The organism is Micrococcaceae bacterium Sec5.8 (assembly GCA_039636775.1).
Taxonomy (GTDB): domain Bacteria; phylum Actinomycetota; class Actinomycetes; order Actinomycetales; family Micrococcaceae; genus Arthrobacter.
The window spans coordinates 165,901-192,249 of record CP143429.1 but is presented as its reverse complement, the minus strand read 5'-3'; the positions used below and the strand labels follow the sequence as shown (position 1 = coordinate 192,249).

Annotated in this window: 27 protein-coding genes, 1 tRNA gene and 1 riboswitch; of the genes, 12 read left to right on the top strand and 16 right to left on the bottom strand. The window is 66.3% G+C overall.

All coding sequences use genetic code 11. The annotated features are described in order from the left end of the window. Positions 1-18 precede the first annotated feature (18 nt). The 6 genes from VUN84_00925 to VUN84_00900 all read right to left on the bottom strand — a co-directional run bounded on the left by VUN84_00925 (position 19) and on the right by VUN84_00900 (position 6,307). Positions 19-765, bottom strand: a complete 747-nt coding sequence (locus VUN84_00925) for a hypothetical protein (GenBank protein ID XAS64286.1) — start codon at positions 763-765, stop codon at positions 19-21. Positions 766-883: 118 nt separating this feature from the next. After that, on the bottom strand, positions 884-1,228 hold the full coding sequence (locus VUN84_00920) for a GNAT family N-acetyltransferase (GenBank protein XAS64285.1): 345 nt from the start codon (positions 1,226-1,228) through the stop codon (positions 884-886). After that, complete coding sequence (locus tag VUN84_00915; protein XAS64284.1) at positions 1,225-2,562, bottom strand: acyltransferase; 1,338 nt, start codon at positions 2,560-2,562, stop codon at positions 1,225-1,227. Before VUN84_00915 ends, VUN84_00920 begins: the two co-directional genes overlap by 4 nt. Positions 2,563-2,686: 124 nt before the next feature. Continuing rightward, positions 2,687-2,821 carry a hypothetical protein gene (locus VUN84_00910; GenBank protein XAS64283.1) on the bottom strand — a complete coding sequence of 45 codons (135 nt, stop codon included), beginning with the start codon at positions 2,819-2,821 and terminating at the stop codon, positions 2,687-2,689. A gap of 58 nt (positions 2,822-2,879) precedes the next feature. Beyond that, the gene (locus VUN84_00905) at positions 2,880-3,137 is read right to left on the bottom strand and encodes a metal-sensitive transcriptional regulator (protein XAS65908.1); all 258 of its coding nucleotides are present in this window, start codon (positions 3,135-3,137) and stop codon (positions 2,880-2,882) included. A 284-nt stretch (positions 3,138-3,421) separates the two neighbouring features. Next, positions 3,422-6,307: an EAL domain-containing protein gene (locus VUN84_00900; protein ID XAS64282.1), complete on the bottom strand. Its 2,886-nt coding sequence runs from the start codon at positions 6,305-6,307 to the stop codon at positions 3,422-3,424. A gap of 268 nt (positions 6,308-6,575) precedes the next feature. Then, positions 6,576-6,650: riboswitch (cyclic di-GMP riboswitch) on the bottom strand. A gap of 293 nt (positions 6,651-6,943) precedes the next feature. On the opposite strand from VUN84_00900, the gene VUN84_00895 reads away from it, so the two are divergent. The 5 genes from VUN84_00895 (at position 6,944) to VUN84_00875 (ending at position 10,236) form a co-directional block, all read left to right on the top strand. Further along, a complete protein-coding gene (locus VUN84_00895) occupies positions 6,944-7,975 on the top strand; it encodes a TerC family protein (GenBank protein ID XAS64281.1) in 1,032 nt (343 codons plus the stop codon). 171 nt (positions 7,976-8,146) lie between these two features. Further along, positions 8,147-8,890: an SGNH/GDSL hydrolase family protein gene (locus VUN84_00890; protein XAS65907.1), complete on the top strand. Its 744-nt coding sequence runs from the start codon at positions 8,147-8,149 to the stop codon at positions 8,888-8,890. 95 nt (positions 8,891-8,985) lie between these two features. Then, complete coding sequence (locus VUN84_00885; GenBank protein ID XAS64280.1) at positions 8,986-9,195, top strand: dodecin; 210 nt, start codon at positions 8,986-8,988, stop codon at positions 9,193-9,195. A 150-nt stretch (positions 9,196-9,345) separates the two neighbouring features. Then, the gene (locus tag VUN84_00880; protein ID XAS64279.1) at positions 9,346-9,609 is read left to right on the top strand and encodes a GlsB/YeaQ/YmgE family stress response membrane protein; all 264 of its coding nucleotides are present in this window, start codon (positions 9,346-9,348) and stop codon (positions 9,607-9,609) included. A gap of 132 nt (positions 9,610-9,741) precedes the next feature. Next, positions 9,742-10,236, top strand: a complete 495-nt coding sequence (locus VUN84_00875; protein ID XAS64278.1) for a hypothetical protein — start codon at positions 9,742-9,744, stop codon at positions 10,234-10,236. Here the strand turns inward: VUN84_00875 and VUN84_00870 are convergent, their stop codons facing one another. Further along, entirely contained in the window at positions 10,237-11,130 is an 894-nt protein-coding gene (locus VUN84_00870) for a putative protein N(5)-glutamine methyltransferase (protein XAS64277.1), read from the bottom strand. Positions 11,131-11,226: 96 nt separating this feature from the next. Here VUN84_00870 and VUN84_00865 point away from each other — a divergent pair, with 96 nt between their 5' ends. After that, positions 11,227-12,270, top strand: coding sequence for a beta-propeller fold lactonase family protein (locus VUN84_00865; protein XAS65906.1), 1,044 nt, complete (start codon positions 11,227-11,229; stop codon positions 12,268-12,270). Between the two features lie 158 nt (positions 12,271-12,428). Here VUN84_00865 and VUN84_00860 read toward each other — a convergent pair whose 3' ends face one another. Then, positions 12,429-13,451 (bottom strand): PHP domain-containing protein, encoded by a 1,023-nt coding sequence (locus VUN84_00860; GenBank protein ID XAS64276.1) that lies wholly within the window; start codon positions 13,449-13,451, stop codon positions 12,429-12,431. Between the two features lie 211 nt (positions 13,452-13,662). On the opposite strand from VUN84_00860, the gene VUN84_00855 reads away from it, so the two are divergent. Beyond that, entirely contained in the window at positions 13,663-14,808 is a 1,146-nt protein-coding gene (locus tag VUN84_00855; GenBank protein XAS64275.1) for a GGDEF domain-containing protein, read from the top strand. A gap of 284 nt (positions 14,809-15,092) precedes the next feature. On the opposite strand, the gene VUN84_00850 is transcribed toward VUN84_00855, so the two are convergent. From VUN84_00850 to VUN84_00835, 4 genes are all read right to left on the bottom strand, one after another. Then, positions 15,093-15,353: a hypothetical protein gene (locus VUN84_00850; protein XAS64274.1), complete on the bottom strand. Its 261-nt coding sequence runs from the start codon at positions 15,351-15,353 to the stop codon at positions 15,093-15,095. A 47-nt stretch (positions 15,354-15,400) separates the two neighbouring features. Beyond that, positions 15,401-15,910 (bottom strand): MarR family transcriptional regulator, encoded by a 510-nt coding sequence (locus VUN84_00845; GenBank protein ID XAS64273.1) that lies wholly within the window; start codon positions 15,908-15,910, stop codon positions 15,401-15,403. A gap of 78 nt (positions 15,911-15,988) precedes the next feature. Beyond that, entirely contained in the window at positions 15,989-16,264 is a 276-nt protein-coding gene (locus VUN84_00840) for a hypothetical protein (GenBank protein ID XAS64272.1), read from the bottom strand. Positions 16,265-16,478: 214 nt separating this feature from the next. Beyond that, positions 16,479-16,551 (bottom strand) — tRNA-Lys (locus tag VUN84_00835). 226 nt (positions 16,552-16,777) lie between these two features. Between VUN84_00835 and VUN84_00830 the strand changes: the two genes are divergently transcribed. From VUN84_00830 to VUN84_00820, 3 genes are all read left to right on the top strand, one after another. Continuing rightward, entirely contained in the window at positions 16,778-17,434 is a 657-nt protein-coding gene (locus VUN84_00830; GenBank protein ID XAS64271.1) for a hypothetical protein, read from the top strand. Between the two features lie 289 nt (positions 17,435-17,723). Then, a complete protein-coding gene (locus tag VUN84_00825; GenBank protein ID XAS64270.1) occupies positions 17,724-18,341 on the top strand; it encodes a nuclease PIN in 618 nt (205 codons plus the stop codon). A gap of 1 nt (position 18,342) precedes the next feature. Continuing rightward, entirely contained in the window at positions 18,343-19,359 is a 1,017-nt protein-coding gene (locus VUN84_00820) for an inorganic phosphate transporter (GenBank protein XAS64269.1), read from the top strand. Positions 19,360-19,367: 8 nt separating this feature from the next. On the opposite strand, the gene pstB is transcribed toward VUN84_00820, so the two are convergent. The 4 genes from pstB to pstS all read right to left on the bottom strand — a co-directional run bounded on the left by pstB (position 19,368) and on the right by pstS (position 23,507). Then, positions 19,368-20,147, bottom strand: coding sequence for a phosphate ABC transporter ATP-binding protein PstB (gene pstB / locus VUN84_00815; GenBank protein XAS64268.1), 780 nt, complete (start codon positions 20,145-20,147; stop codon positions 19,368-19,370). 55 nt (positions 20,148-20,202) lie between these two features. Continuing rightward, entirely contained in the window at positions 20,203-21,312 is a 1,110-nt protein-coding gene (gene pstA / locus VUN84_00810; GenBank protein ID XAS64267.1) for a phosphate ABC transporter permease PstA, read from the bottom strand. Continuing rightward, positions 21,313-22,245 (bottom strand): phosphate ABC transporter permease subunit PstC, encoded by a 933-nt coding sequence (gene pstC / locus VUN84_00805; protein XAS64266.1) that lies wholly within the window; start codon positions 22,243-22,245, stop codon positions 21,313-21,315. It lies immediately after the preceding gene. A gap of 140 nt (positions 22,246-22,385) precedes the next feature. After that, a complete protein-coding gene (gene pstS / locus VUN84_00800; GenBank protein XAS64265.1) occupies positions 22,386-23,507 on the bottom strand; it encodes a phosphate ABC transporter substrate-binding protein PstS in 1,122 nt (373 codons plus the stop codon). 253 nt (positions 23,508-23,760) lie between these two features. On the opposite strand from pstS, the gene VUN84_00795 reads away from it, so the two are divergent. Both VUN84_00795 and radA read left to right on the top strand, forming a co-directional pair. Further along, positions 23,761-24,888, top strand: a complete 1,128-nt coding sequence (locus VUN84_00795; protein ID XAS64264.1) for an FUSC family protein — start codon at positions 23,761-23,763, stop codon at positions 24,886-24,888. Between the two features lie 51 nt (positions 24,889-24,939). After that, positions 24,940-26,313: a DNA repair protein RadA gene (radA, locus tag VUN84_00790; protein ID XAS64263.1), complete on the top strand. Its 1,374-nt coding sequence runs from the start codon at positions 24,940-24,942 to the stop codon at positions 26,311-26,313. Positions 26,314-26,349 lie beyond the last annotated feature (36 nt).

Below are 26,349 nucleotides of genomic sequence, written 5' to 3'. Positions count from 1 at the left end.
CCCGCACGGCAGCCGATCTTAGGCCAGCGCCTGCCCCGCGGCGAATTCTCCGTCCGTCGGTCCGGCGGCAGCGCCCCGGTGTCGTTTCTGCAGCTCCTCGGTTGCCAGCTCATACCAGGTGTGCGCGCCGAAGGACGGGTTGCTGGTGTCGAGGTGCTGGTACAGGGCGTCGGCCAACTGGTCCAGTGCGGCGTCGGACAGCGCACGTACGGTCGCGCCGGGGTCGAGGGTGCCTTCGAAATAGTCGGAGAGTTCCAGTCCATTGATGCTGGCGGGCTCGGCCTGGACCGCGTTGCAGTCCTCGCCCAGCCCGGGTTCGAGCAACACCCCGGTGGCTTCGACCGCCGCGCCGGCGGATACCTCCGCCCGGGACTCCGCGGCAATGTCGAGCGGAAATGCCGCAAGTTGTTCCTCGAGGCCTGCGAGGACTTCGCCGTCTGAGCCCACGTGCAACAAACAGATCGGCAATTCTGCCGGCTCCGTCAACGTGACGCGGAACGGCTCCGCACCGGCTGCGGCGTCCGGGGAGTCAGCGGTTCCGCTGGCCGCGGCGATGGAGCGCAGCTGCAGGAGGATTTCCGGGTCCAGGTGGGCCGAGCCGTGCAGGTCGATGACGACGTCCGCGCCTGCGCCCAGATGCCCCGCCCGTCGCATGATGTGCAGCAGTGAGGCGAAGCCGGGTTGAGTCAGGCAGCCAGTGACTTCCAGAGTCACATTTCCGGGGTTGGCATCCACGCGGACAAGCACTCGCAGTTTATGGTTCACGGGGTTCTCCAAAGGGACACGTCCAAGAGCCAACTGCATAACTCTGCTGCAACTTTACGAGGTTGTTGCCTCTGTCACAAGCGGCAGTGACGCAGTCAGGGCAGCCGCCGGCGGGGTTTCAGGCTCCGGCCGGAGGCTGCTCCGGCCAGTCGATGTACTGGGTGTAGGAGTCGTGCTTGCGCAGGTACCGGTACATGAACGGACAGTTCGGGATGATTCGTTTACCGGCTGCTACGACGTCGTCCAATGCGAAGTGGGCCAGCACCTTGCCAAGTCCCTTGCCTTGGAACTGCTCCGCCGTATCTGTGTGGATGAAGTCCACGTGGCCTGGTTCATCGAGAAAGCGGATCTGGACGGCCAGCTTGCCGCCGACGTGGAGCTCATAGCGGTGCAGCTCATCGTTGCGCGTAGTGGCCACGTCCGGGCTGAACATGTCTTCCGTGACTGCCGAGTTCTCCGTCATGGTTCGAGATTGGCACTTAAAGGCGGGTGTGGCAATGGCGGGCACGCGACGCCGGGGCCGGTCCCGGCCACGAGCCGGGCCGGGATCCGCCCCAGCAGCAGGACGGCGAGCGCGAAGCACGCCGCTCCCCCGCCGAGCAGTCCCAGGGTTAGCCCGTTAAGGGCTGCGTCCACCACCGGAACGTAGATCACGACGGCGGCCGTCACCACAGCGGCCACCGGGCGCGACGAAGCAGCCGCGGGCGCCGTCGGACGTTCCTCCAGCCGGCCGAAAAGCACTAGCACGGGCAGCAGCAGCCCTATCAAGGCCAGCAAGACGAGCGGGCGGCCCCACCACCAGGCCGCGGTTCCGCCTGCTGGCTGAGGAAAGTCAGTCAGCAGCAAAAGCCCGGATATCCCCGCGATCAGGGGCAGATGCCACAGGTAGACGGTCATGGACCGCCTGCCGGCCACCCCGAGGAGGCGCCGTACCCAGCCGAGCGGCACCAGCCGGGCGAGCGCGGGACGGAACAGCTGCAGTGCCGCGGCCTGCGAGAACCCGAGGAGCAACAGAGTCAGGTTGGGTGGGTTGAGGTTCACCAGCATGTTCCCGGAGTAGAGTCCCAGGGCCACGACTAGCCCTAACACCAGATTGCTGCCGAGGATGATGACTGCGAGCGCGGGTCTGCCGGGCGCCCAGGGCCCGCCGTCAGCGAGCAGGAAGCCGAGCTGCTGCACGGCGCACCACAGGAAGACCATGTTCAGGTACGCCGCTGCCGGCTGCATGCCCCGCAGGCAGTCCACTGCCACTACCAGCGACGTGAGACCCGCCAAGGTCAGCCAGGGTGCCCGTTCATGAAGGCGCGCCAGCAGTGGGAGGTTCAGCTGCGCGGCCAGGTACGCAGCCAGGAACCACAACGGCATGCCGGCGCCGCAGGCCAGCAGCTGGATGACTTGCGGGTCCACTCCGGCGAGCCGCGCAGCCCAAAGCCCGGTGAACATAATCGCCAGCAGCACGGCGGCCGGACGGATCAGCCGCAACATCCGCGCCTGCAGAAAGTCGGACGCGCTGCCGCCCCGGGCGCGGAGACGGCGCCAGGACTGCAGGCCGGTGACGCCCCCAGCGACGAAGAAGAGCGGCATGACCTGCAGGACCCAGACCACGGGCTCGAACCAGCGCTCGTTTCCCAGGGTGTTCTCGGAGGTCACAGTGCCGTCGGGGTGCAGGACCGGGCTGACCATCATGGTGTGCCCCACCACCACCAGCGCAAGGCAAAAGAGCCTGGCCAGATCGATCACCAGGTCGTGTTCCGGCTGCGGCGCGGACCGGTGCGCCGGAAGCTGCCGTAAATCCATTCAGCCCCCTCAGGGCCCCTTGGGACACCCCCGGCTAAGACTGCTGTCGGGTGCTATCGGGTGTCAGGCCGGGTGTTGCCTTCATTCTCGGCCTCGACACGTCCGGCGGCCAGTGCCCTTCGTCTCAGGCGGTCAGCGGCGCCAGCGCCCTGAACACGAGGACGAGCAGCGGCCGTCGCGCCGTGCGGTGCGGTGCGGACGGGCGGTGGCCGTGCAGCGCGGCCGCAAGCAGTACGACAATGCGAGGGGCCAGGACCATCGCGTGCTCCAGGGCCAAGGGCATGATCTGCCGGCCCGGCCGACGCCAGCGGCCGGACTCAGGCGAGCGAGAGGAAGAGCTTCTCAAGTTCTGCCCGGTCCAGGCTGGGGTCCTCCTGCTGCATGCACTGCTGAAGGCCCGTGGCGATGATGGAGAATCCGGCCTTGTCCAGGGCGCTGGAAACGGCTGCCAGCTGGGTGACGACGCTCTTGCAGTCGCGGCCCTCTTCAATCATCCGGGTCACGGCGGCAAGCTGCCCCTGGGCGCGGCGCAGGCGGTTGATGACGGGCTTCATGTCAGCGGGATCGAGTTCCATTTGTTCCTCCGGTGTTAACAAGGTCACCTCCATGATATACCCCCCGACGTATCCGTCAGCGACGCAGTTGATAGCCGACATATTTCTTAACGTCTGTTCATCGAGGTGCGGTTATGGCGTTGTTTCCGGGTATCACGGCCTGGGTGAGCTGATTCCAGAACACGGCTGCGCCGTCGGACCAATCCAAGTCCAGAACGTTTTTTTGCCTTCAGCGATTCGAGGGTCCGCCTGGCCGGATCCGGCCCGCGCGCCCGTTCCGGCCAATCCGCCGTTTCGGTCCCGGCTTATTGCTTCCTGCCGTCGCGGAGCTGTTGCTCGAGGACCAGCCCATCCACCGGTTTGCTGAACAGGAATCCCTGGGCGCGTTCGCAGCCCATGGCACGCAGCGCCTCCAGCTGTTCCGGTAATTCGACTCCTTCGGCGACCACGCGCAGTCCCATTCCTTGACCGAGCCCGACGATTCCAGCGACGAATCCGGAGGGTTCATCCGCCGCAAGCCTGGCGATGAAGGACCTGTCGATCTTGACTTCCGTGACGGGGAGCCGGTGCAGTTGGGCAAGGGAAGAATAGCCGGTGCCGAAATCATCGACCGAAATTCCAACCCCGGCCGACCGCAGTTCGCGCAAGTTTTCCTCGTTCACCGTTGATTCGGACATGGCCTGGGACTCGGTGATTTCCAAGGTAAGTGCGGCTGCCGGAAACCCGGTGGACGCCAAAGTGTCACGGACAAACGCCGGAAATCCCGTGCCGCCGAGCTGGACGGCTGACACGTTGACGGCAATCTCGATCGAATACCCCGCTGCCCGCCAATGGGCGCCGGCCCGGCACGACTGTTTGAGAACGTGGGCGCCGACTTCAGCGATCAGATTGCTGTCCTCAGCCAGGGGAATGAACTCGCCTGGGGACAAAAGTCCAAGTTCGGGGTGCTGCCATCGGACAAGAGCCTCAGCTGACACGATTTCGTGTGTCGCCACGTCAATTTGAGGCTGGAATTGCACGCGCAGTTCGCCGCGTTCGGCAGCGCCGCGCAAATCGGTTTCGAGGCGGAGATAATCCTTCCGCTGCACCCCCGGCGGCGTCTGGCCGCGGGCGCGCGCTTTGGACTGGTACATCTCGAAATCCGCTTTTTCCAAGAGGCGGCGGGCTGATTCAGACGGCGTATCGGTCACCTCGCCCGGGGCGGCGCCGCTGACACTCGTTCCGATGGCAACGTCGACGAAGACTTTTCGGCCCTCAACCTCGACGGCCTCGGTAAGACTGGTCCGGACCCTGGCGGCCACTTGGTCGGCTTCCAACGGATTCTGGAGGCTGGGCAGGAGGATGACGAACTCGTCACTGCTGTAGCGGGCGACCGTGTCGCTGTCGCGCACGGCCGTTCGCAGTTGGGCCGCGACGTGCCGGAGGACAGTGTCACCGGCGGCGTGTCCGAGGCTGTCGTTGATTCGCTTCAAACGGTTGACGTCGCAAAAGAGGACCCCCACCCGGTGTCCATGCGGACCACCCCGGGCCAGTGCCGTTTCCAGGCGGTCCTCCAGCAGCGCCCGGTTGGGGAGTCCCGTCAACGGGTCATGGAGGCCTTGCCGTCTCGCATCCTCCAGTAGCCCGATCTTCTCCAGGGACACCGCGGCAAGAGCTGCCAGCCCGCTCAGACGATCAGTCAGGGCACCTTCCAGGCTCACCGGCGCCGGCCTGTCAGCCCAGTGGGCCAGAACGATCCCGACGAGCTGATCCCCTGCCATGATCGGAACAGCCGCGAGGGCCGAGACGGCGAAGTCGGCCAGCATATTCCGGGCCCAGGCAGAACTGTTCCCGTCGACCAGCAACGGAATGCCACCCGCGAGCAACTCGGCAAGCTCAGGGCTGTCCTGGGCTGTGGTCTGGTACTGGGCGAGTTGGTCCGCCAGATCGCCTTCCCAGCCGCTCATTCCAGCGATCCGGAGGTGACCATCTTCGCCGTCCCAGAGGGCAATCGCTGACCGGTCGGCGCCTGAAAGAGCGGGCACCGCGTTGGCTATCGAGCCGGCCAATGCCTGCACTGTGGAGTGCTGCGCCAACGCACGTGAGACGTCGAGTAACAGACGCGCCGTTTCGCCGTGTTCCCGGGCCTCTGCAACAATCCCGGCAATGTCCAGACTGATGGCTGCGTGCCGCGCATAGGCTGCCAGAGCTTCCGTATCCCCGGCGAAGAATTCCTGCCCGACATGCGCAACCGCCGCCAGAACTCCGTAGAAATGCCTCGCGGAAGCGATGGGAACGCCCAAAACCGGCAGCCCCGCCAGCCCTCCAGTGTCCGTTGCCAGGACAACACCCTCCTCGTCGAGCTCCGCCGCCAGGACGTCGCCCATCCCGCGGACTCGCACATGGCGGCCTCCCCCCGGGAGACGAACGGCCAGCAGATGTCCTGGCGCGTGAACGGCGCTGTCCGCGCGCGCCAAAACCCGGTCGAGCACCTCTTCCAAAGGTGCGCTGCTGACAAGATCCGACGCTGCCCCCTCCAGCGTGCGTAACCGGCGCTTGGCAGTCAGGCGCCGGTCAACCGCCCTTCTCCCCCGCTTGAGCCTGCCGGCGAGGAGGCGCAGGCGCTTGAGGGGCCCGGCAGTCCATGTCACGTAGTAGACGCATTCCGGGGCGCCGCTGAGCTGGCAGCTGCCCGCATGCTCCACGCGTGCCGGCGGCAGCCCAAAGAGCACCGTCATTTGGGCGAGGAAGCCGACGTTGTAGTCGCAGTCGATCCGATTGGGCTTGAAAGGCGGGAGCACTTTCCAGGTGAAAGATGCCGAATATTCCGCCGCCCAGTCGCAGCTGAACACGCTGGCAGAATCAAAGTGGGTGGCAATCCGGGAGATCCCGCGGAAGGCGGCTGCGGGGGATCCAGTTGACCTGCCCAGCCTTCGCCAGGGCTCGATCGCCGGATCCCGGAGGAGGACCGGGCCCAGGCGGAGCCCGATCCGTGGATCGGCCAGCTCGTCTGCAGCGCACTGGAACAGGCGCAGCTTGTCGGGGTAGGGAATTCGTCCCCCGACACTTCCCAGCTGCTGCTCCTGATCCCGGAGTCCCGCCCGCTCCAGGACACGGTCAACGCCCTCGGCACCGACCTGCTGGGCCACCACCTGGAGCAAGATCCTCGTAATCACCGTTGACGTGCCGGGCACCGTGCGGGTTCTAGGCATGACATGACACCTTTATTAGGTAGTGAGGCCGGACAACTTCGCTAAACGATGGGTAGCTTCGAGCCACAGTCCGGGCCAGCGGGACAAGGGTCAGTCGCTGGCGTGGCCGGCACTGTGCCCGGCTGGAAGGTCGTCCCCAAAGACGCCGGCGTCAGGCCCCGGAGGGTCTGCGGCCGGGACGTGTACTGTCGAGCGGTCCCGGACGGTGGGCCGGGTGCGCGGAACGGCAAGCCTGGGTAATCGGATGCATACTGGCGGACCTTTGCTGTTCGGAGGCCCGGCTGACCTCGTGGGCCCCGTGGCTTTGCGTCACCGGCTCGCGCCGGTTTTGCCTTTATCGACGAGCGGACGCTCAACGGAGCGCCAGCCTAGCAAAGGAAAAGACAATTGATCACGCGGCGCGATTAAAACGATTAGCCCAAGAACGCAGGGGCCGCACCAGGGCCAGCACGCGGACACCGCCGCTCTTCATTGTCCCGGCACCGGAAATATGTTTCACTAGTGCTAACGGAGGGGAGTATCCCCCACATGTTCCGTCGTCAATACGGCCGCCCCTGAGCGGCCCGGCGGACAGGTCCCCCGGGACCGGGAGAGACCTCCAGTTGGTTTGAACTGACTGGAGGCAGGTAACCCCTGATGAGTGTTCCTTTCTGGGCCTGGTTGGCCGTTCTCGCTGTAATTGTGTTGATGCTCGCCGTGGATCTGTTCGCGCACCGCAGTGCGCATGTGATCGGAGTCCGCGAAGCCGCTTTATGGTCCGGCCTCTGGGTTGCCTTCGGAGTAGGCTTCGGTGCCGTGATATGGCAGATCTACGGCGCGGAGTTCGGACAGCAATACTTCGCGGGCTATTTGATCGAAAAGTCCCTCGCCGTGGACAACGTCTTCATTTGGGCGATCATCTTCACGTACTTCGCAGTGCCCCGCGAATACCAGCACCGGGTGTTGTTCTTCGGCGTCCTCGGGGCCCTGGTTTTTCGCGGCATCTTCATTGCGGCAGGCTCCGCGATCATCGCCAGCGCCGGCTGGGTGCTGTACATCTTTGCGGCGTTCCTGCTTCTTACCGGCTACCGGATGATCCGCCACCGCAACGACCACCTTGACCCGGAACAGTCCCGGGTCCTGAAACTCTTCCGCCGGCGCGTGCCCATGACAGATGACTTCCACGGCCAGCGCTTCCTGATCCGTAAGGGAGGCGCCGTCCTCGCCACCCCTCTCCTCGCCGTCCTGGTCCTCATCGAGGTCACCGACATCATCTTCGCGGTGGACTCCATCCCTGCGATCTTCGCCGTTACCGACGAGGTGTTCCTGGTCTTCACCGCCAACGCGTTCGCCATCCTGGGGCTCCGGGCCATGTACTTCCTGCTCGCAGACCTGATTCACCGCTTTATCTACCTCAAGATCGGACTCGCACTGGTCCTGATCTGGGTCGGCATCAAAATGCTCCTCAAGATCGACATTTACTACATCCCCACACCGATCTCGCTGGCCGTCATCGCCACGATCCTTGGGATATCCATTGGTGCGAGCCTCTGGGCCACCCGGGGTCAGGACCGCCAGGGCCTGACGGCGCCGGCCAGCCCTCCGTTCGGGATGGCCACCCCCGATGAAGTCGCCGCCCTGGAACCGTTGTGGCGGCGCGCCCGCCCGGTTCGGGACCAAAGTACCTAGCAGAGCCTGCATTTTCGGCGTATTGCTGGACGTGTGAACGCCGCCGGCTTCTTGGATTTCGGCGCCGGCCCTGCCGGCGCCGGAGGTCCTGCCCTGGGGCGGCGCCCAGGGCGGGCTCCGGGCCCGGGCGACGGCCCGGCAACAGCAGGCCTCTGGAGCCGCTACGTCGCTATGGGCGATTCGTTCACCGCCGGCATGGGGGATCCAGAACCGCTGAGCCCTGGCGGCATGAGGGGATGGGCCGACCGAATCGCCGAGGAACTAAGCGAAAGACGGGCGGAGTTCGCCTACGCAAACCTTGCCGTCAGCGGCCTCCTCCTGCGGGAGATCCTTGACCGGCAACTCGGGCCTGCCATTGCCTTGAAACCGGATCTGGTCACGCTCTCCGCCGGCGGCAACGACCTCGTGTTCCACCGCAGCGATCCTGACCGGCTTGCCGCTGCCCTCGACGCGGCAGTGGGGATGCTCAGTGCCACCGGTGCCACCATTGTGCTGTTCACAGGTCCGGACTGGGGCGATACACCGCTGTTGGGTCACAACCGGGGCAGGGTGGCTGTCTTTAACGAGAACATCCGGACCATCGCCGCGCGCCACCATGGCGTCATCGCCGATCTATGGTCCCTGCGGCAACTTTCCGACCCGCAGATGTGGGACCCGGACCGGCTGCACTTCTCCCCGATGGGACATCACACCATCGCGGCCATGGTGCTTGAATCCCTCAGCGTCCCGCACAGCCTTCGTCCGCTGGAGCCCAAACCAATGCCGCCCGGAACCTGGCGGGAAAGCAAGGCAGGGGACCTTGCCTGGTTCAACAATTACCTGCTTCCCTGGATGCTCAGCCGGGTCCGGAAACGCTCTGATGCCCCTCCCCTGCTGCCCAAGCGGCCCGACCCCGGGCCGGTGGCGGGATTGTGAAACAGAGCGTCCCGCCCTAGTCCCGCCGCTGCCCGTCGGCTAATCTGCAGGAACGGCCCACCGCCGGGTCTCCCTGCCGATCATGAGGAGCGAAGTTGTCCAATCACACGTACAGCATTTCTGAAATCGTTGGAACCTCGACCGAAGGCATCGACGCCGCAGTCCGCAACGGCATCGCCGAGGCCGCCAAGACCCTGCGCAACCTGGACTGGTTTGAGGTCAAGGAAGTCCGCGGACACCTCGAAAACGGCGAGGTGGCTGACTGGCAGGTCACCATTAAGCTCGGTTTCCGCCTCGAGCGCTGACTTTCGGTGCCCTCAAAGGCGCCGCTGTAGAACATTTCGCCGCTCTCAACTGGCTCTTTTATACTAAGCATGATTACTATTGGGGAGAAGGATGTAGCGCACCCGGCATTCCGGGTGCCTCCTCTATGTGTAGAAGAAGGATCTAAAAAAATGGGTTTTCTCGGATTTCTGCTTCTGGGTCTTATCGCCGGTGCAATCGCTAAGGCAATCCTCCCGGGCCGCCAGGGCGGTGGCATCTTCATCACGCTGCTGCTCGGCGTCGTTGGCGCACTTCTCGGCGGCTGGCTCGGCAGCATGCTGTTCAACGCGGACATCAACGAATTCTTCTCGCTGTCGACTTGGCTCCTGGCCATCGGCGGCTCGATCATCGTACTGCTCGTTTACGGCATGATCACCAAGCGCTCAGCACGCTAAGCTGACGCGACCGAAAGCCGGTCCCGGGATTCGTCCCGGGGCCGGTTTTTTGCACCCGGCCTTCCCCGGACTCCGCGACACCAAACTAAGAACACCCAAACCCTGAGCACCACCGATCAGCAGGAGGACAGCATGAAAGGCAAACTTCTTTTCGGCACCGGAATCGCCGCGGGCTACATTCTCGGGTCACGGTCCGGACGGGCTGCGTACGAGAAACTCAAAGCCCGGGCAACGGCCCTCTGGCAGAGCCAACCCGTCCAGGACAAAGTGACAGCGGCAGCCGACGCCGTAAAGGAAAAGGCGCCCGAGGTATCCGAACAGTTGGGTGAGGCCGCCCGCCGCGCCGGAACCGTCATCGGTTCCGCTGTCCGCGGCGACGGCTCGAAGGAGACCACCGGCGGATCCGGCTTGAACGACGCCGGCACCCCCGCCGCAGCAGGCTCCGGCATCCCGGCGCACAGCACCCATCCCGAAACGGTCAACCTGGGCACGTCAACAGCCGCCGCCGCGTCCGACGTCGAGTCCGACGCGGACTTGAATGACCAGCCTGGCCAGGACTGGTCCGACCAGGGCGGGGCCACTCCGGCCGGAGTATCGATCCACGTCGATCCCGATCTGGGTCGCTAGCTACACTGGATCACCCGGCGACAGGGGTGGGGCGGCCGGGGCTGTCCTGGTAGTTTCGGGGTAGCTCCCGGCTGTCCTGATATCGGCTCTCCCGATATCCACTGTCCCGATAACAACGGTCGCGTCCAACGCCTTGGACCTCGCCACCCGTGCCGTGAGCCCATTGCGGGCGAAAAGCTCCACGGTCTTCGGCGCCTGCCGCCGGCTGGTCTCAATCAGCAGGGAGCCGCCCGGCGCCAGCCACATCGTCGCCGCGGCGGCCACCTGCCGGTGCACCGCCTGCCCGTCATCACCGCCATCCAGGGAAGCCCGCGGTTCGTGGAGGCGGGCTTCCCGCGGCATGGTGCTGATCTCTGCCGAAGGAACATACGGGGCATTGACGGCCAGGACATCCACCGCGCCGCGTAGGTGCGCGGGAAGCGGCTCATACAAATCCCCTTCATACGTTTTACCCCCGAACGGCGCCACATTCCGGGCCGCGCACCGGACAGCGGCGGCGTCGATGTCGGCGGCATACAATTTCAGCGGCCCCGCCAGCACTGCGAGCGCGGCACCCACCGCGCCCGATCCGCAGCACAGGTCAACGACGACGGGCAATCGCCCTGGGCTTCCCTTGTGTCGGAGCAGCCGGACTGCCCGCTTGACGAGGAAGCCGGTGCGGCGGCGCGGCACAAAGACGCCCGGGTCCACGGCGATCCGTAGTCCGCAGAACTCGGCCCAGCCCAGGACGTGCTCGAGCGGTTGACCGGAAATCCGGCGCTCCACGAGGGCGTCGAGGTGATCCGGTCCCGTCGCGGCTGCCGCCAAAAGCGCCGCTTCCTCCTCGGCGAAGACGCAGCCGGCGGCCCGGAGCCGGATGACGACGTCGGGCTGCGGCGCTGGTGTGGTTATCATGCCGGGCTTCCCCTTTCGGCGGCCGGTGCCGGAAACGCCATGCTATCGAAGTGGCAGGATGAGACTATGGCCACCCACAGATCGCCTTCCGAACCTATGCCGCCAGTGCCCGCCGGCGCCATCCCATCCCACGAAATGATCTGGACCGGATGCTACACCGCGGACGGCGGCGGAAGCGGGACCGGCATCGGGGCGTTGCACGCCGGCACCGGCGGAACGCTGCGCCTGCTGGGGGTCGCCGCTGCCGCGGACTCGCCGTCGTTCCTCGCCGTTCACCCCGGCCTCGGGATGGTCTACGCCGTTGCCGAGAAAGCGGGCACGGTCCGGGCATATCGCAGGTGCGGCGCATTCGGCCTGGAACCCGCGGGACGGGTCTGGCCGGCGGGAGACGCCGCCTGTCATGTCGCCGTCGACCCGCGGGGCCGCTTTCTGGTGGTGGCGTGCTGGGGTGACGGCCAGGTCCTGCTGTATGAACTCGACGACGACGGCGGCATCACGGCCCGCTTCGCGGCCGCCGCCTCGGAAGTCCCTGGCCGTCCCAGCCGTGCCCATGCCAGCCTGATGCTCGACGACGGCCGGGTGATGACCACCGACCTCGGACACGACCTCCTGCGGATCTGGAACTACGTGCCCGCCGCGGGGCTGCTGCTGGACCACGAGGTGGCTCTGCCTTCGGACAGCGGTCCGCGGCATCTGGTTCAACGTGCCGGCGGCAGCGTACTCGTGGTGACTGAATACTCGATTGAGGTTGCCCTGGTGCACCGCTCCCCGTCCGGAAAATTTGCCCTGACCGGGATGTTTCCGGCGACCCTGGCCGGACCGCTGCCGGGAGACGGGGCTGCAGAAATCGCCCTCACCGCGGATGGCGTGCACGCCTACGTGGGGGTGCGGGGCTCCAACCGGATCGGCGTGCTGGACGTGGGTGGCGACGGCCTCGCCGTCCGTCCCCTGGCCGATCTGCCCAGCGGCGGCGACTGGCCCCGGCACCATTTGCTCCGGAACGGCTGGCTGCACGTCGCGCACGAGCGTTCCGGGGAGGTGGTGACGTATCCATTGGATCCAGCGAGCGGCCTCCCGGGCGCGGCCGTGGGCAGGGTGGAGCTGGCCTCAACCACCGCGCTGATCCCGGCGGGCAGATAGCGCGGCATGCCCCCTTCCCGCCCCAAAGAACGGGCATGCCCCCTTCCCGCCCCAAAGAACGGGCATGCCCGTTCTCGACACCTAGGACTGGGCATAACCGGGCTATGTCCAGCGGCCCTGGCGGCGGATGGGCATGTCCGTGCCCGGCGCGTGGACGGTCAGCTCTCTGCGCCCGACCACTCCAACAGACGCTCCAGGGGCCAGGTGTTAATGATCCGCGCCACGGGAACGCCGTGGCGTTCGGCGCGCTCGGCGCCGTATTGCAGGAAATCAAGCTGCCCCGGGGCGTGGGCGTCGCTGTCGATACTGAAAAGGCAGCCCGCCTCGAGGGCCAGTTCGATCAGGGCGCCGGGCGGATCCTGGCGTTCGGGCCGGGAGTTGATTTCAACGGCGACGTCGTTTTCCGCGCAGGCGGCGAAGACCTCCCGGGCGTCAAACTCCGACGCCGGCCGCGTTCCCCGGCCGCCCTGAACGAGGCGGCCTGTGCAGTGCCCGAGCACGTTCGTGTGCGGGTCGGTGATCGCGCCGAGCATCCGCCGGGTCATGGTGCGTTTGTCCGAGCGGAGCTTCGAGTGCACGCTGGCCACCACAATATCCAAGCTATTGAGCATCTCCGGAGTCTGGTCCAGGCTGCCGTCCTCAAGGATGTCGACCTCGATGCCCCGCAGCAGCCGGAAGCCGCCGTCGTCGTGTGCGTTGATCCCGGCGACGATCCCGAGTTGCTCGGATAACCGCCCGGCACTGAGACCATTGGCGATCTTCAGGTTCGGCGAATGGTCGGTCAACGCCAAGTAGTCGCGGCCCAGCAACCTCGCGGCGTCCACCATGGCCTGGATCGGGGACCCGCCGTCGGACCAGTCACTGTGGCTGTGCAGGTCGCCGCGGAGGGCAGCCAGAATTTCCTGGCCGCCTGCCGCCAGCGGCTGGGCGCCCCGGGTCCGCAGGCCGTCCAGGTACTCCGGCACCCCGCCGTCGAGAGCTTCACTGATGACCTGGAAGGTGCGGTCGCCGATGCCTTTGGTTCTCTTGAGCCGGCCGTCCCCGGCCCTGGCCGCCAGGTCCGCCGGCTCAAGATCGGCAATGATTCCGGCGGCCTTCCGGAAGGCCTGGACCTTGAAGGTCGGGGCGAGCTCGCGTTCGAGCCAGAAGGCGATCTCGTTCAGGGCATCGACGGCATCCATTGCACCATCTTGCACCCCGGAACCCGGGTTCGGGGACACCCGGCATTGTCCTGGATGTGGGACTGCGTTGGGCGGCCGGGCCGCGTTCTGCGAGACTAGTGCCGACCGGGGCCTGATCCGGTCGGGAACTACGCCGAAGGACCATGGGGAGGGCCGCTCCGGCAGCTGGGAAGACGTACACGTTATGGTCGTGCTCGACAGGTCAACGCTCATGGTCGTTTTCGCCGTGATGACGCTGACAATGCTGGTCTTGTTCTACTTCGACACCTACCGCAAGAGCCGCGCATCCTTTGCCGGCTGGTGGTGCTGGGCTGTCGCCGCTTTCTTTTCCGGCGCCGTCTTCTACTTCTTGGGGGAGGGAAAGGCCGTGGCCTGGGCCGCGAGCGTGGGCAACGGCGTGATGGTGCTTGGCGCCGGTTGCGTCTGGGCAGGCACCCGTTCGCTGGCGGGCCGCCGAATCCGTCCCTGGCTCCTGGGCATCCCTGCAGCAGCCGCCCTCGCCATCGACCTTGCGGTGCGCGATTCCGCCAACGCGAGGTTCGGCAACATCGCGCTCCTGGCTCTGATGGGAACGGCGACTGGCCTGGCCTCCCTGGAGCTGTGGCGCGAACGGGAAGCATCCTGGCACCTGGTCCGGTCCCTGGCCATCGCAACGGCCGGCTGCGCCGTCTATTACTTGAGCCGGACAGTGGGGCTTGCCGTCCTCGGCCCGTCGGATCCGCTGTTCCAGGTTCTCTTCGGCACCGGTGTGACCTTGCTGATGGCCATAGTTCTGCTGGTGGTGGTCTCCTCCAGCATCACGTCACTGAATTACGCCCGCCGGACCGAGAACCTGCAGGAACTGGCCTACCGTGATGGGCTCACCGGCCTGCTGAACCGGGAGGCATTCATGCGCCAGGCCCAGCACAGGCTCCGGACCAACATCGCGGCGGGTGTGGACACGGCCATTGTGATGGCGGATCTGGACCATTTCAAGACCATCAACGACCGATTCGGCCATGATGCGGGCGACGGCGTCATCCGGGCTTTCGCGGTGGCCTGCCGCCTCGCGGTCCGGGACGCTGACCTTGTGGGCCGCTACGGCGGCGAAGAGTTCGCGCTGCTGCTCGACGGCGTCACCTCAGACGAAGGCGTCCGCGTCGCGGAGCGGATCAACGCCGAGTTGGCTAAACACAGCGCCCTGCCCGCCGGCACTGCCGCGCCGACGGCAAGCTTCGGCGTCGTCGACGCCCTCGACCGGAACGCCGGGCTGCAGCGCCTGCTCCGGGAAGCAGACCGGGCCCTGTATGCAGCGAAGGCCGCCGGGCGGAACCGCGCAGTGGTTGGATTTGCTCCTACCAGCGACCACCAGGCGTGAACCTGCGGCACTGACTGTCAGTGCGTGCGTGCGTGCGTGCGGGCTCAGTACGCCCGGGCAAGCTTTGGTGCGAGTCTGCCTGCCTTGGCCGCGAAGGACCGCGCCGAGGGTTCCATGGCCGTCTTGGCCTTCAGCACGGACACCCAGGCTGCGCCGGGGTCAGCGGGGATTGCGGGCGTCCGGCGGCACGGCGGCCTTCGGCCACCTTGATGGCGACGAGTGGTCCGTTCGTCAGGTCCGATCCGCGATACACGGAGGCGGCCCGTTCAGTCACAGCGGAGCGTTCACCGGCTTCGTTCGGCTGCGATGGCCGGCGCGGGGAGAACTCCGTCACGCTGGAAGCCGCAGGCGCAGCGCCAGAGCGGCGGCAATTCCAGTGCGGCATCGGGAGGTGAGAAGGAGTACACGGACATGGCGGCGGCGCCCGGTACCGTCCACTCCATCGGCATGCCGCAGTGGATGGGCGCTGCCAGCGACAGTGCCGGCGCAGCAGCAACGGGCGCCAGCCCGGCCACCAGCCCACCCGGAAAACAAATATCAGACATAGTTAGTAAGCATACATATAACTAGACAATCTAACTATTTTGGGCAGCTACTCGTCCGGGGCACTCCGCGGTTCCGCCATGGCCTCACCCATCCGACGCAAAAAATTCACCACAATCCGCGCTTCGTCCGCGGTGAGGCTCTCGGCAACAGCCATCATTCTCTGGTGCAGGGAACCCAGCGTGGCGCGGACTTCAACGTCGGTTGCTGCCGTCGGGACGATCACCAGGGAGCGCCGGTCGGTGGGGTGCGGTTCCCGGCGAACGTGGCCGGTGCCCACGAGCCGGTCGATCAGCGATGTGGTGGAGGCAGTGGTGATTCCCAGCATGCGGCTCAAGTCTTTCGGACCCACCCTCCCGCCACCTGCCTGGGCGCGCAGCAGGTACCGGAGTGCCAGCAGGTCAGTCTCGCCCATTCCCATCGAATCCCGCGTGGAGCGCCGCCGGGCGACCTCCACGTTGCGGTAGTCCCGCAGTGCCTGCAGGACCGCGCCCGGCGGATCGAGCCTGTCGTCAGGGCCGTACCAGTACCCGGAGCCGGCGGGTTTCTGCTCATTCATCCGGCAATCCTAGCCGAACTGATTACTCGCCGACCGTGCTTTCTCAACGCACGGGCCGATCCCTAAGCCTGGCTCCCCTTAGTCCTCGATACTGACGGCAACGTCCAGGTAAATGCCCTTTTCCGACGCGAGGCGACCCTGGAGAAGCCGTGCAAGGCTCGCCCCGTCGACTGTATGTTCGCTTTCCGGGATGACGCCGCGGAAGGTGGCCTCGACGTTTGTGGACCGCAGGACATCCATCCGGGCGCAGCCCAGCCGCGTCGAAGAAATCAATTCAACCTCGGTCCGGAAGGATTCCCGGCCACCGTCCCGCACCGTGGCGGTCATGGTGAAGGGAATGAAAGCTGTAGACATAAGGATCCTCTCCCGGCGGGAGCCGGGCCGCTCCCTCATCAGGTCAAGGCTGCCTGCCGCCGGGGTATTCCCGGTGGCCCCTGTGCTGCCGGCGGCCGGGCCGTCCGTACAGCCGGGCCGTCCGTACAGCCGGGCCGCCCGTACAGCCGGGCCTGCGGGCTGGTGACAAACAAAAGCAGGCCAGCGGCAATATGCCTCTGGCCTGCTTCGCGGGTGGGCCCTGTGGGGATCGAACCCACGACCCACGGATTAAAAGTCCGATGCTCTACCAACTGAGCTAAAGGCCCCAACTGACGTCCTCAAACAGTGGATTAACCCGCCGTCCAAAGGCCGATCAGCCCAGTCCATTTCTGAACGTTAATACTGTACCCCAGACCTGGGCGTATTTTGCGCATCGGGACGCGGACACCGCCGCCGGACGCCGGAAACGGGCGCGGGAACAAGTGCCGGACGGAGCCGGGACCGCCGGTGGGCACGCTCGATTCCCCGCCAGCACTGGAGTAGCGTGGTGGCATGAGCGAGCAAGCAGGATCCAGCGCCCCAGGACCGCACCGGCACCACAAGCCGAAGCCTTTCGCCCCCATCGACTTTGAGCCCTTCGCGGGCGGCGCCGATCCCGCGCGTGTCTCCGAAGCGGCGCACCTTGCCGCCCAGGCACTGGTGCGCCGCGGACGCGACAGCGACGATCCCGTGGTGACGAAGCGGCTCGTGAAGCTCGCCGATGAGCAAGGCCTGGAAGCGATCGCCGAAATGTGGGCAGAAAGCCCGGCCCGCTCGCTGCCGGGTGCCCTCTGGCGGCTGTATGCCCTGCGCGCCGCCACGATTCGGGATCCCGAGCGGATCTCCGCCTACTTCCGGGCCGGCAAAGACACCGCGCAGGTCTCGCACGTGGTGGCCGGTGCCGCCGAACCGCCCGGAGCGGACGAAATGAAATCCATGGCGGACGCCATTCTCTCCGGCGCGTTCGACGGCGAGTTCGACGTCGCGTTGGAACGTTCCGCCGCATTTTGCCGCGTGGTGGCCCTGGGCCAGGCCACGCTCGCCGACGGCGCCGAGCACAGCAATGAGGGCCACGCGAGCAAACTCACGCGCAATTCGCATCTTCTGGTTAAAACCGCGGAGGACCTAGAACACGCCGCCCACGCCTGGCGGCGAGGTGAGCTGGACTGAACCGGCCGGCTGCCGGCCGCCACTAAACACGCAGCACACGGACTGTCAATGTTGACTTGTCTCCGGCCACGTAGAAAACTAAAAGCGGTGCCGAACCGCGAAACCCCCGGGCTTCAACATCTAGCCGCCTAGAGCGGCCTACCGCCGAGAGGCGTATCCGGTTCGGCACCATCTTCATGCCCCCGTGCAGGCCGGACGGTAAAGTAATTCTCATGCGCGGGTCAGCACCACTTCACACGCCCGGCAGACATCACCCGTGCACCTCCCTCCCGAAGACCGGTAATCACACGTGAAGCTGCGCCTTTTCCCCCAGGAGCCCGCCGGGCTGAACCTCCTTGCCCAGCTGGCAGGCCAAATTGCGCTCGCCACCGGCACCCTCTCGGAGATTCTCGGCGCACCGGCCAGTGAGAATGCCCGGCTGGTCGAGGACATGCACAACCACGAGGCCAAGTCCGCGGAGCTGCACTTCGCGCTGCTGACGCACATGCGGACCTCGTTCGTGAACCCGCTCCCCCGAGAGGACATGTACGCCCTCTCCCGGTTCCTCAATGACGCGATGGAAAAACTCGATGCCGCTGCTGAGCTGGTGTCCTTGTACCAGCTGGACCGTCTGCCCAAGCGCGCCGCAGACCAGTTGGAAATCATCAGCAGGCAGGCAGAGCTCACCGTCGAGGCCATGCGGAAGCTGGATAACCTGGACGACCTTGAGGACTACTGGATCGAGGTGCTCCGCCTCGCCAAGCGCGCGGAACGCTCCCACCGCGTCTGGGTTGCGGACATGCTTCAGGAAATGAAACCAGCGCGGTACGCGCGGAACCGGGATATCGCCGACCAGCTCGTGGGGGTTACCCGGGAGATGCGCAGGATCGCAACCCAGGTGGGCAGCATCATCGTCAAGGAATCCTGACGTGGCCATCTTCCTGTTTGCCCTGGTGGTGGTCTTCGCCGGGGCATTCGCCTTCCTGAACGGGTTTAGGGACGCTTCGGCGTCCGTGGCGTTGGCCGTCCGGACCCGCGCCCTCACCCCCACCATCGCGGTGCTGCTGGCCGCACTTTTCAACTTCCTCGGCGCCGGCCTGAGCGCCGGGCTGGCCCTGGCCGTCAGCAAAGCCTGGGTGCAGCTGCCGGCCGGCGTGAACGGGCTGACCATCCTGATGGCCGGGCTGCTCAGTGCCGTGCTGTGGGGGATATTCACCTGGTGGCGGGGGATGCCGTCGTCCTCGACCCATGCCCTGGTGGGGGGGCTGGCCGGCGCCGGGATCGCGAGCGTTGCCGCCGGCGGAAACGCCGTGGGGGGCAGTGACACGTCGCTGCTTTTCCAGGTGGTGCTTCCGCTGCTGCTCTCACCGCTGCTGGCCTTCGCCGGCGCCTACGTGCTGGTCTGGCCCGCGACGTGGGCTGCGCGGTACACGCCACCGAACGTGGTTAACAGCCGATCACGGACGGCACAGAGCATTGCCAGCGGCGCGGTGGCCTTCGCCCACGGCCTCCAGGACGGCCAGCGCACCAGCGCCGTCCTGGTCCTCGCGCTGCTCGCTTCCGGCCTGTCCGACGGCGGCGACCTGCCGGTGTGGGTTGCACTGTTCACAGCGGCCCTGCTGACCGCCGGCACCCTGGCCGGGGGCTGGCGTATCTCCTACACGATCGGCTACCGGCTGATCCGGATGGACCCCCTGCGCGGCTCGGTCGCGCAGCTGTTCAGCTCGGCCATCCTGCTGGTCGGCGCGGTGGGGCTGCAGTGGCCCGTTTCCACAACCCACACGGTGACGTCCGCCGTTCTGGGGGCCGGATCCAACCAGAGCTTCCGCGCCACCAACCGGAGGGTGGTTCTCCGGATCCTGACCTTCTGGGTCCTTACCCCGCTGGCGACGGCAGCAGTGGCCTTCGTACTGTGCCTGTCCCTGTCACCGCTTACCGAGCTTTAGGCCCGGGTTTAGCCGAAGCGGCCGGAGACGTAGTCCTCGGTGGCTTTCTCGGTGGGGTTGCTGAACATGGTGTGCGTGTCGCCGTACTCAATCAGCTTGCCCGGTTTGCCGGTGCCGGCGATGTTGAAAAACGCCGTCTTGTTGGACACCCGGGCGGCCTGCTGCATGTTGTGGGTCACAATCACCACGGTGTACTGGTCTTTGAGTTCGTTGATGAGGTCCTCAATGGCCAGGGTGGAGATCGGGTCCAGCGCGGAGCACGGCTCATCCATCAGGATGACCTGCGGTTCCACGGCGATGGCCCGGGCGATGCAGAGGCGCTGCTGCTGGCCGCCGGACAGGCCGGAACCGGGCTTGGCCAGCCGGTCCTTGACCTCGTTCCAGAGGTTGGCGCCCTGCAGGGAACGCTCCACCAGCACGTCCGCTTCGCCTTTGGAAATCTTTTGGTTGTTCAGCTTCACCCCGGCGAGGACGTTGTCGCGGATGGACATCGTGGGGAACGGGTTGGGCCGCTGGAATACCATGCCGATCTGCGACCGGACAGTGACCGGGTCCACGCCGGGGCCGTACAGGTTGTCGCCGTCGAGCAGCACCTCACCTTCGACGCGGGCGCCGGGGATTACCTCGTGCATCCGGTTCAGGGTGCGCAGGAACGTGGATTTGCCGCAGCCGGAGGGGCCAATAAAGGCCGTGACGGACTTGGCTTCGATGTTGATGTTGACGTCTTCGACGGCCAGGAATTTGCTGTAGTAGACGTTCAGGTCTTTGACGTCGATGCGCTTAGACATGATGTTCCTTCACTTGCTGGAGGTACGGGCTGAAGAGCGGGGCTGCCATCGCGGGTCAGCGGCCGGTCTTGGGGGCGAAGATGCGGGCAATGAGGCGGGCGCCGAGGTTGAGCAGCATCACCAGGATGATCAGGACCAGGGCGGCGCCCCAGGCGCGCTGGGATGACGGATCCGGGTTGGACGGCGAGGTGGGGTTCAGGATCTGCGAGTAGATGAACGTGGGCAGCGAGGCCATCCAGCCGCCGAACACGTTGTAGTTGATTGACGTGGCGAATCCCGCGGTGACCAGGATCGGAGCGGTTTCCCCGATTACCCGCGCAATTGCGAGGGTGACGCCGGAAGCGATGCCGGAGATCGCCGTCGGGACGACCACTTTGAGGATGGTGCGCCACTTGCGGACGCCCAGGGCATAGGCAGCCTCGCGGAGTTCGTTGGGGACGATCTTGAGCATTTCCTCGCTGGAGCGGACCACCACGGGGATCATCAACACCGAGAGCGCGACGGCGGCGACCGCACCGGTCTTGGTGCCGGGCCCGACGACGGCGAAAAAGAAGGCCGCCGCGAAGAGCCCGGCCACGATCGAGGGGATGCCGGTCATCACGTCCACGAAGAAGGTGATGGCGCGGGCGAGGGGGCGGTCGTTCCCGTATTCCACCAGGTACACGGCGGTCAGCAGGCCGACGGGCACGGAAATCACGGTCGCCAGCGCCGTGATCATGAGCGTGCCGAGCAGGGCATGGAAGATGCCGCCGACCACCGGCGCGCCGTCTTCGACGCTCTTGTTATCGAAGGCCCCGGTGACCCCGTTCATGGAGGTGGTGAGAAAGCCGGGGTCCGTGAGGCCGGGAAAGCCGTTGATTAGGACCGTCCAGACCACGGAGATCAGAGGCAGCAGAGCAATCAGGAACGCACCCACAACCAGGCAGGTAGCCAGCTTGTCCTTCGCGCGGCGCGAACCTTCCACTGCGGCGCTCCAGCCGACAAGGCCGGCGGCGAAGAAGACTGCGGAGACGATGCCCCAGCCGAGGGCGTTAAACCCGATCAGGGCCAGGACGGCGGCGCCAAGAACCAGCGCGATACCCAGCACGAGGTAGGGGGCCCACTTCGGGAGCTGGCCCTTCGTGAGGGCGGAACGCTTCTTGACGGGGGTCAGGGTGGCGGTCATTTAGTTGGCTCCCGAGAATTCTTTGTGCCGGCCGATGATCCAGCGAGCGACCATGTTCACGGCGAGGGTGATGACGAACAGGACCAGGCCGGCCGCGATGAGCGTGTTGACCTTCAGGCCGCTGGCCTCCGGGAAGTTGAGCGCGATTTCGGCGGCGATGGTCTGGTTGCCGGACTGGATCAGGCTCGCAGTGAGGGCGCCGGAGGACAGGACGAGCGCGACTGCCATGGTCTCGCCGAGGGCGCGGCCCAGGCCAAGCATGACCGCGCTGACAATACCGGGGCGGCCGAACGGCAGGACGGCCATCCGGATCATTTCCCAGCGGGTGGCACCGAGTGCGAGTGCGGCCTCCTCGTGCAGCTTGGGGGTTTGCAGGAAGATTTCACGGCTGAGCGAGGCGATGATGGGCAGGATCATGACGGACAGCACGATTCCCGCGGTGAGGATGGTCTTGCCCGTGGCCGAGGCCGGGCCCTGGAAAATCGGCAGCCAGCCCAGGTTGCCGGCCAGCCAGTCGTAGGCCGGGGAGATTTCCTTGGCGAGGAATGCTGCACCCCAGGCACCGTAGACCACAGACGGGATGGCCGCCAGCAGGTCCACCACGTAGCCGAGGCCGGAGGCAAGCTTGCGCGGGGCGAAGTGCGAGATGAACAGCGCGACGCCGATCGCGACAGGCGTCGCGATGACGAGGGCGATCACGGCGGCGATCAAGGTGCCGATGACGATCGGCCAGATGTAGGCGAAGAAGCCTTCACCGCCCTGGATCTTGTCCGGAGAGGCCACGAGGGCGGGGAAAGCCTGAATGACGAGGAAAAGCGCCACACCGAAGAGCACGGCCAGGATCAGGCATCCGGCGGCCAAGGTAGCAGCGGAAAAGACCTTATCTCCGGCGCGGCCTGCGCCCCGGGACGTGGTCAGGGAGGTGGTGGTCACTTCACGATCCTTCAGATCTTGGTGTACTTCGGACAAACACGCTGGTTCCCTGCCCCATCAGGGCCGTCGGTGACAGCCGTAACGGAACAGGGAACCAGGGTCAGGCTGGTGTTTCCACCGTGCCCGCCAGCGTCAGGAACCTAGGACTTGACCTTGATGCTCTCAATGGACTTGAGGGCCTTGTCCTGCAGCGTCTTGGACAGCGGGGCGGACTTGGCAGCGTCAGCGGCTGCCGCCTGCCCGGCGTCGGAGACGACGTAGCTCTCGAACGCCTTCACCAGGTCCGCGGTCTTCTGGTCCGCGTAGGTGCTGCAGACAACGTGGAAGGAAACCAGGACCACGGGGTACGCGCCCTCGATCGTGGTGGTGCGGTCCAGCTTGATCGAGAGGTCGTTGGCGGTGCGGCCCTCGACCGGCTTGCCGGCGTCGACGGCCTTGGCGGCAGCGTCGGCGGAAATCTTGGTGAAGGATTCGCCCACCTTGATCTGTGCCACGCCCAGCTTGCCGCTCACAGCGGAGTCATCGGCGTAGGTCACGGCGCCCGGGGTGTCGGTGACAGTCTTGACCACACCGGAGGTGCCCTTGGCGTTCTCGCCCTGGAGGGCTGCGGGCCAGATGCCGGCGGCCTTGTCGGTCCAGACCTCGGGGGCAACGGCGGCCAGGTAGTCGGTGAAGTTCTGGGTGGTACCGGAGTCATCGGAGCGGTTCACCGGGGTGACCGCGAGGTCCGGAAGCTTCGCGTCCGGGTTCATCGCGGCGATGGCGGGGTCGTTCCAGTTGGTGATTCCGCCGCGGAAGATCTTGGCGACGGTGGCGGCGTCGAGCTTCAGTTCCTTGATGTCGGGCAGGTTGAAGGCCACGGCGATCGGGGAAATGTAGACCGGGATGTTGAGGGCGCCGTCGGGGCCGCACGTGGTCTTGGAGCTTGCGAACTCTTCATCTTTGAGGAAGGCATCGGAGCCGGCGAACTGGGCGGAACCGTCCAGGATGGCCTTGCGGCCAGCACCGGAACCGTCCGGGGAGTACTGGACATTGGCGCCCTGGTTCGCGGAGGCGAAGTTGGTCTTCCACACGTCCATGGCAGCGCCCTGGGCGGAGGAACCGATGCCCGTCAGGGTGCCGGTAACCTGCGGGCCCGAGGCGGACGGCGCGGCGGGCTGGGCCGTGTTGGTTGCGTTGTCCGAACCGCAGGCGGTCAGCGCGAGAGCGCCAGCTGCGATGACAGCGATAGCCGCGTTGCGGCCGAAGCGGAGTGCCTTCACTGTGATGTGCCCCTTCCAGGGATGTTCAGTACTTGCCGGGCCGGAGAAGCCCGCGCAAAGATGCGTACGGTTTGTACCTTCAATGAACGTATGTGCCCCAGATGACGAGGATGGCGGTCCAAGATGAACAGCGGGTTAACGACGCCGGGACATTGGCTTACATCCGCCGGGCCGCCATTGCGTTAGTGCCGTCGCAGCCGTAGGGCCCCGCGCCGGCGGACTGCCGGCCCAGCGGCCCAATAGACTGGAGCGCATGGCCACTGCTCCTGGACTGTCCGCAAGCGCCCGGTTCCTGCGCGGCCGGATCCGCACCGGCCTGGTCCGCAGCCGGAACTCGCTGATGCCGGCCATCCAGATGACCGCCTGCGCCGTCGGCGCCTACGCCTTCGCCGAGTACGTGCTGGGCCACAGCGGCCCGCTGTTCGCCGCGACGTCCTCGCTGATCTCCCTGGGCTTTTCCCGGGACCCCCGGCTGCGCCGGGTGATCGAAGTAGGCCTGGGCTGCACCATCGGCATCGTGGTGGGTGATTTGTTGCTGCACTGGCTGGGCGCCGGGATCTGGCAGGCCGCCGTCGTCCTCCTGTTCTCGATCCTGCTGGCGAGGTTCCTGGACAGCGGCACCATCTTCACCACCCAGCTGGGGCTGCAGTCACTGCTGGTGGTGCTGTTGCCGGCGCCCGCGGGAGGACCGTTCACCCGCAGCATCGACGCCGTCGTCGGCGGCGCGTTCGCCCTGCTGGTGACGATCCTGATCCCGAAGGACCCCCGCCGGGAACCCCGCAAGGACGTGAAAAAACTCCTGCACGAAGTGGCCGAGGTGTTGCGTGAATGCGCGTCCGCCCTGCGCGACAGCGACTCCACCCAGGCCTGGCACGCGCTCATCCGCGGACGGAACTGCCAGCCCCTGGTTGACGCCATGCGCCAGTCACTGCGGGCCTCCGGCGAAGTGGCCACCCTGGCGCCGGCCTACCGCCGGCACCGGGACGAACTGGACCGGATGGAACAGGCCCTCGATTTCATCGACCTGGCGCTGCGCAACAGCCGCGTTTTCGCCCGCCGCCTGACCAGTGCCATCAATCACGCGGCTCTCTCGGATGAGGCCACGCAGAACATCGCCGATGTCCTGCAGGACACCGCCGACGCGGTCGAGGAACTCTCGCTGGGCCTGGCGGAAATGCACGACGGCGCCCGCCGTGCCCACCTGCGCAAGGCCCGGGCGGGGCTGCGCGAAATCGCCGGCCGCCTGCACCCGCGGCTGCTGGACGTGCAGCGGCTGGAGGGCGAAACGGTGGTGATGCTGTTCCGTCCGTTGATGGTGGACCTGCTCGAAGCGGCCGGGGTGGACTCCCGCGAAGCCCGGGACATCCTGCCGGAGCTGTAGAGGCGGCTGCGCGGGAGAGTGCTTGTCGCAGGTCGCCGATAAGGTGGAGCAATGGCTACCAAGACTTCCCGGGCCACCAAAGCACCGGGCTACAAATGCGCCGAATGCGGCTGGACCACGGCAAAATGGGTGGGTCGTTGCGGCGAGTGCCAGGCCTGGGGCAGCGTCGAGGAAACCGGCAACGCTGTAGCGCGCACGACGGCGGCCACTACCGTTCTGGAGCCGGCCCGCCGGATCGCGGAGGTGGACGCCACCACCGCGGCTTTCCTGCCCACCGGAGTGGACGAACTTGACCGGGTGCTCGGCGGCGGACTCGTCCCCGGCGCCGTGATCCTGCTGGCGGGTGAGCCCGGCGTCGGGAAGTCAACCCTGTTGCTGGACGTAGCGGCCAAGTTTGCGCGCACCGCGCAGGACGTCCTCTACATCACGGGGGAGGAATCAGCAGCGCAGGTCAAACTCCGCGCAGACCGGATCGACGCCGTCGCCGAGTCGCTCTACCTCTCGGCCGAAACGGACCTTGGGCAGGCGCTGGGCCAGGTGGAAAAACTCGAGCCCCGGCTGCTGATCGTAGATTCCGTACAGACGCTGAGCAGCGCGGACGTCGAAGGCAGCGCCGGCGGCGTCTCACAGGTCCGGGAGGTCGCCGCCTCCCTGATCGCCGCCGCCAAGCGCCGCAATATGACCACCCTGCTGGTGGGCCATGTGACCAAGGACGGATCCATCGCCGGGCCGCGTCTGCTGGAGCATCTCGTCGATGTGGTGTGCCAGTTCGAAGGCGAGCGCCACTCCAGGCTGCGGCTGCTGCGCGCGGTCAAGAACCGGTACGGCCCCACGGATGACGTCGGCTGCTTCGATTTGAATGAAGACGGGATTGTGGGCCTGGCCGATCCCAGCGGGCTGTTTGTTTCGCGGACTAAGGAGCCGGTGTCCGGAACCTGCATCACGGTGACCCTGGAGGGACGCCGGCCGCTGCTGGCCGAGGTGCAGTCCCTGTTGGCCGAAAGCTCCAGCGGCCAGCCGCGCCGGGCTACGAGCGGGCTGGACAGTTCGCGGGTGGCGATGCTGCTGGCCGTGCTCCAGCAGCGGGCCGGATGCCTGCTCAGCAAGGACGATTCCTATGTCGCTACGGTGGGCGGCGTGAAACTGAGCGAACCCGCCACGGATCTTGCCGTCGCGCTGGCGGTGGCCTCGGCGAAAGCGCGGAAGCCCCTGCCGGAACGCCTCATCGCGTTCGGCGAGGTGGGTCTCGCGGGCGAGGTCCGTCCCGTACCTGGCATCAACCAGCGGATCCAGGAAGCCCACCGCCTGGGCTTTACCCATGCCGTGGTTCCGGCGAGCCCGAACGGTGCGGGGCCGGTGCCTGCCGGCTTCTCGGTGCGGGAAGTCGGGCACCTGACTGAAGCCCTGAGCCTGCTGATCAGCTAGGATCCGCCGGCCGCAGGAAACGCGACTTAGGACCCT

Bases quoted from the DNA above. Each gene is read 5' to 3' on its own strand.
- VUN84_00920 (XAS64285.1), bottom strand. From the start codon at position 1,228: ATGACGGAGAACTCGGCAGTCACGGAAGACATGTTCAGCCCGGACGTG.
- VUN84_00915 (XAS64284.1), bottom strand. From the start codon at position 2,562: ATGGATTTACGGCAGCTTCCGGCGCACCGGTCCGCGCCGCAGCCGGAA.
- VUN84_00910 (XAS64283.1), bottom strand. From the start codon at position 2,821: ATGGTCCTGGCCCCTCGCATTGTCGTACTGCTTGCGGCCGCGCTGCAC.
- VUN84_00905 (XAS65908.1), bottom strand. From the start codon at position 3,137: ATGGAACTCGATCCCGCTGACATGAAGCCCGTCATCAACCGCCTGCGC.
- VUN84_00900 (XAS64282.1), bottom strand. From the start codon at position 6,307: ATGCCTAGAACCCGCACGGTGCCCGGCACGTCAACGGTGATTACGAGG.
- VUN84_00895 (XAS64281.1), top strand. From the start codon at position 6,944: ATGAGTGTTCCTTTCTGGGCCTGGTTGGCCGTTCTCGCTGTAATTGTG.
- VUN84_00890 (XAS65907.1), top strand. From the start codon at position 8,147: ATGGGCGATTCGTTCACCGCCGGCATGGGGGATCCAGAACCGCTGAGC.
- VUN84_00880 (XAS64279.1), top strand. From the start codon at position 9,346: ATGGGTTTTCTCGGATTTCTGCTTCTGGGTCTTATCGCCGGTGCAATC.
- VUN84_00875 (XAS64278.1), top strand. From the start codon at position 9,742: ATGAAAGGCAAACTTCTTTTCGGCACCGGAATCGCCGCGGGCTACATT.
- VUN84_00870 (XAS64277.1), bottom strand. From the start codon at position 11,130: ATGATAACCACACCAGCGCCGCAGCCCGACGTCGTCATCCGGCTCCGG.
- VUN84_00865 (XAS65906.1), top strand. From the start codon at position 11,227: ATGCCGCCAGTGCCCGCCGGCGCCATCCCATCCCACGAAATGATCTGG.
- VUN84_00860 (XAS64276.1), bottom strand. From the start codon at position 13,451: ATGGATGCCGTCGATGCCCTGAACGAGATCGCCTTCTGGCTCGAACGC.
- VUN84_00855 (XAS64275.1), top strand. From the start codon at position 13,663: ATGGTCGTTTTCGCCGTGATGACGCTGACAATGCTGGTCTTGTTCTAC.
- VUN84_00850 (XAS64274.1), bottom strand. From the start codon at position 15,353: ATGTCTGATATTTGTTTTCCGGGTGGGCTGGTGGCCGGGCTGGCGCCC.
- VUN84_00845 (XAS64273.1), bottom strand. From the start codon at position 15,910: ATGAATGAGCAGAAACCCGCCGGCTCCGGGTACTGGTACGGCCCTGAC.
- VUN84_00840 (XAS64272.1), bottom strand. From the start codon at position 16,264: ATGTCTACAGCTTTCATTCCCTTCACCATGACCGCCACGGTGCGGGAC.
- VUN84_00830 (XAS64271.1), top strand. From the start codon at position 16,778: ATGAGCGAGCAAGCAGGATCCAGCGCCCCAGGACCGCACCGGCACCAC.
- pstB (XAS64268.1), bottom strand. From the start codon at position 20,147: ATGTCTAAGCGCATCGACGTCAAAGACCTGAACGTCTACTACAGCAAA.
- pstA (XAS64267.1), bottom strand. From the start codon at position 21,312: ATGACCGCCACCCTGACCCCCGTCAAGAAGCGTTCCGCCCTCACGAAG.
- VUN84_00795 (XAS64264.1), top strand. From the start codon at position 23,761: ATGGCCACTGCTCCTGGACTGTCCGCAAGCGCCCGGTTCCTGCGCGGC.
- radA (XAS64263.1), top strand. From the start codon at position 24,940: ATGGCTACCAAGACTTCCCGGGCCACCAAAGCACCGGGCTACAAATGC.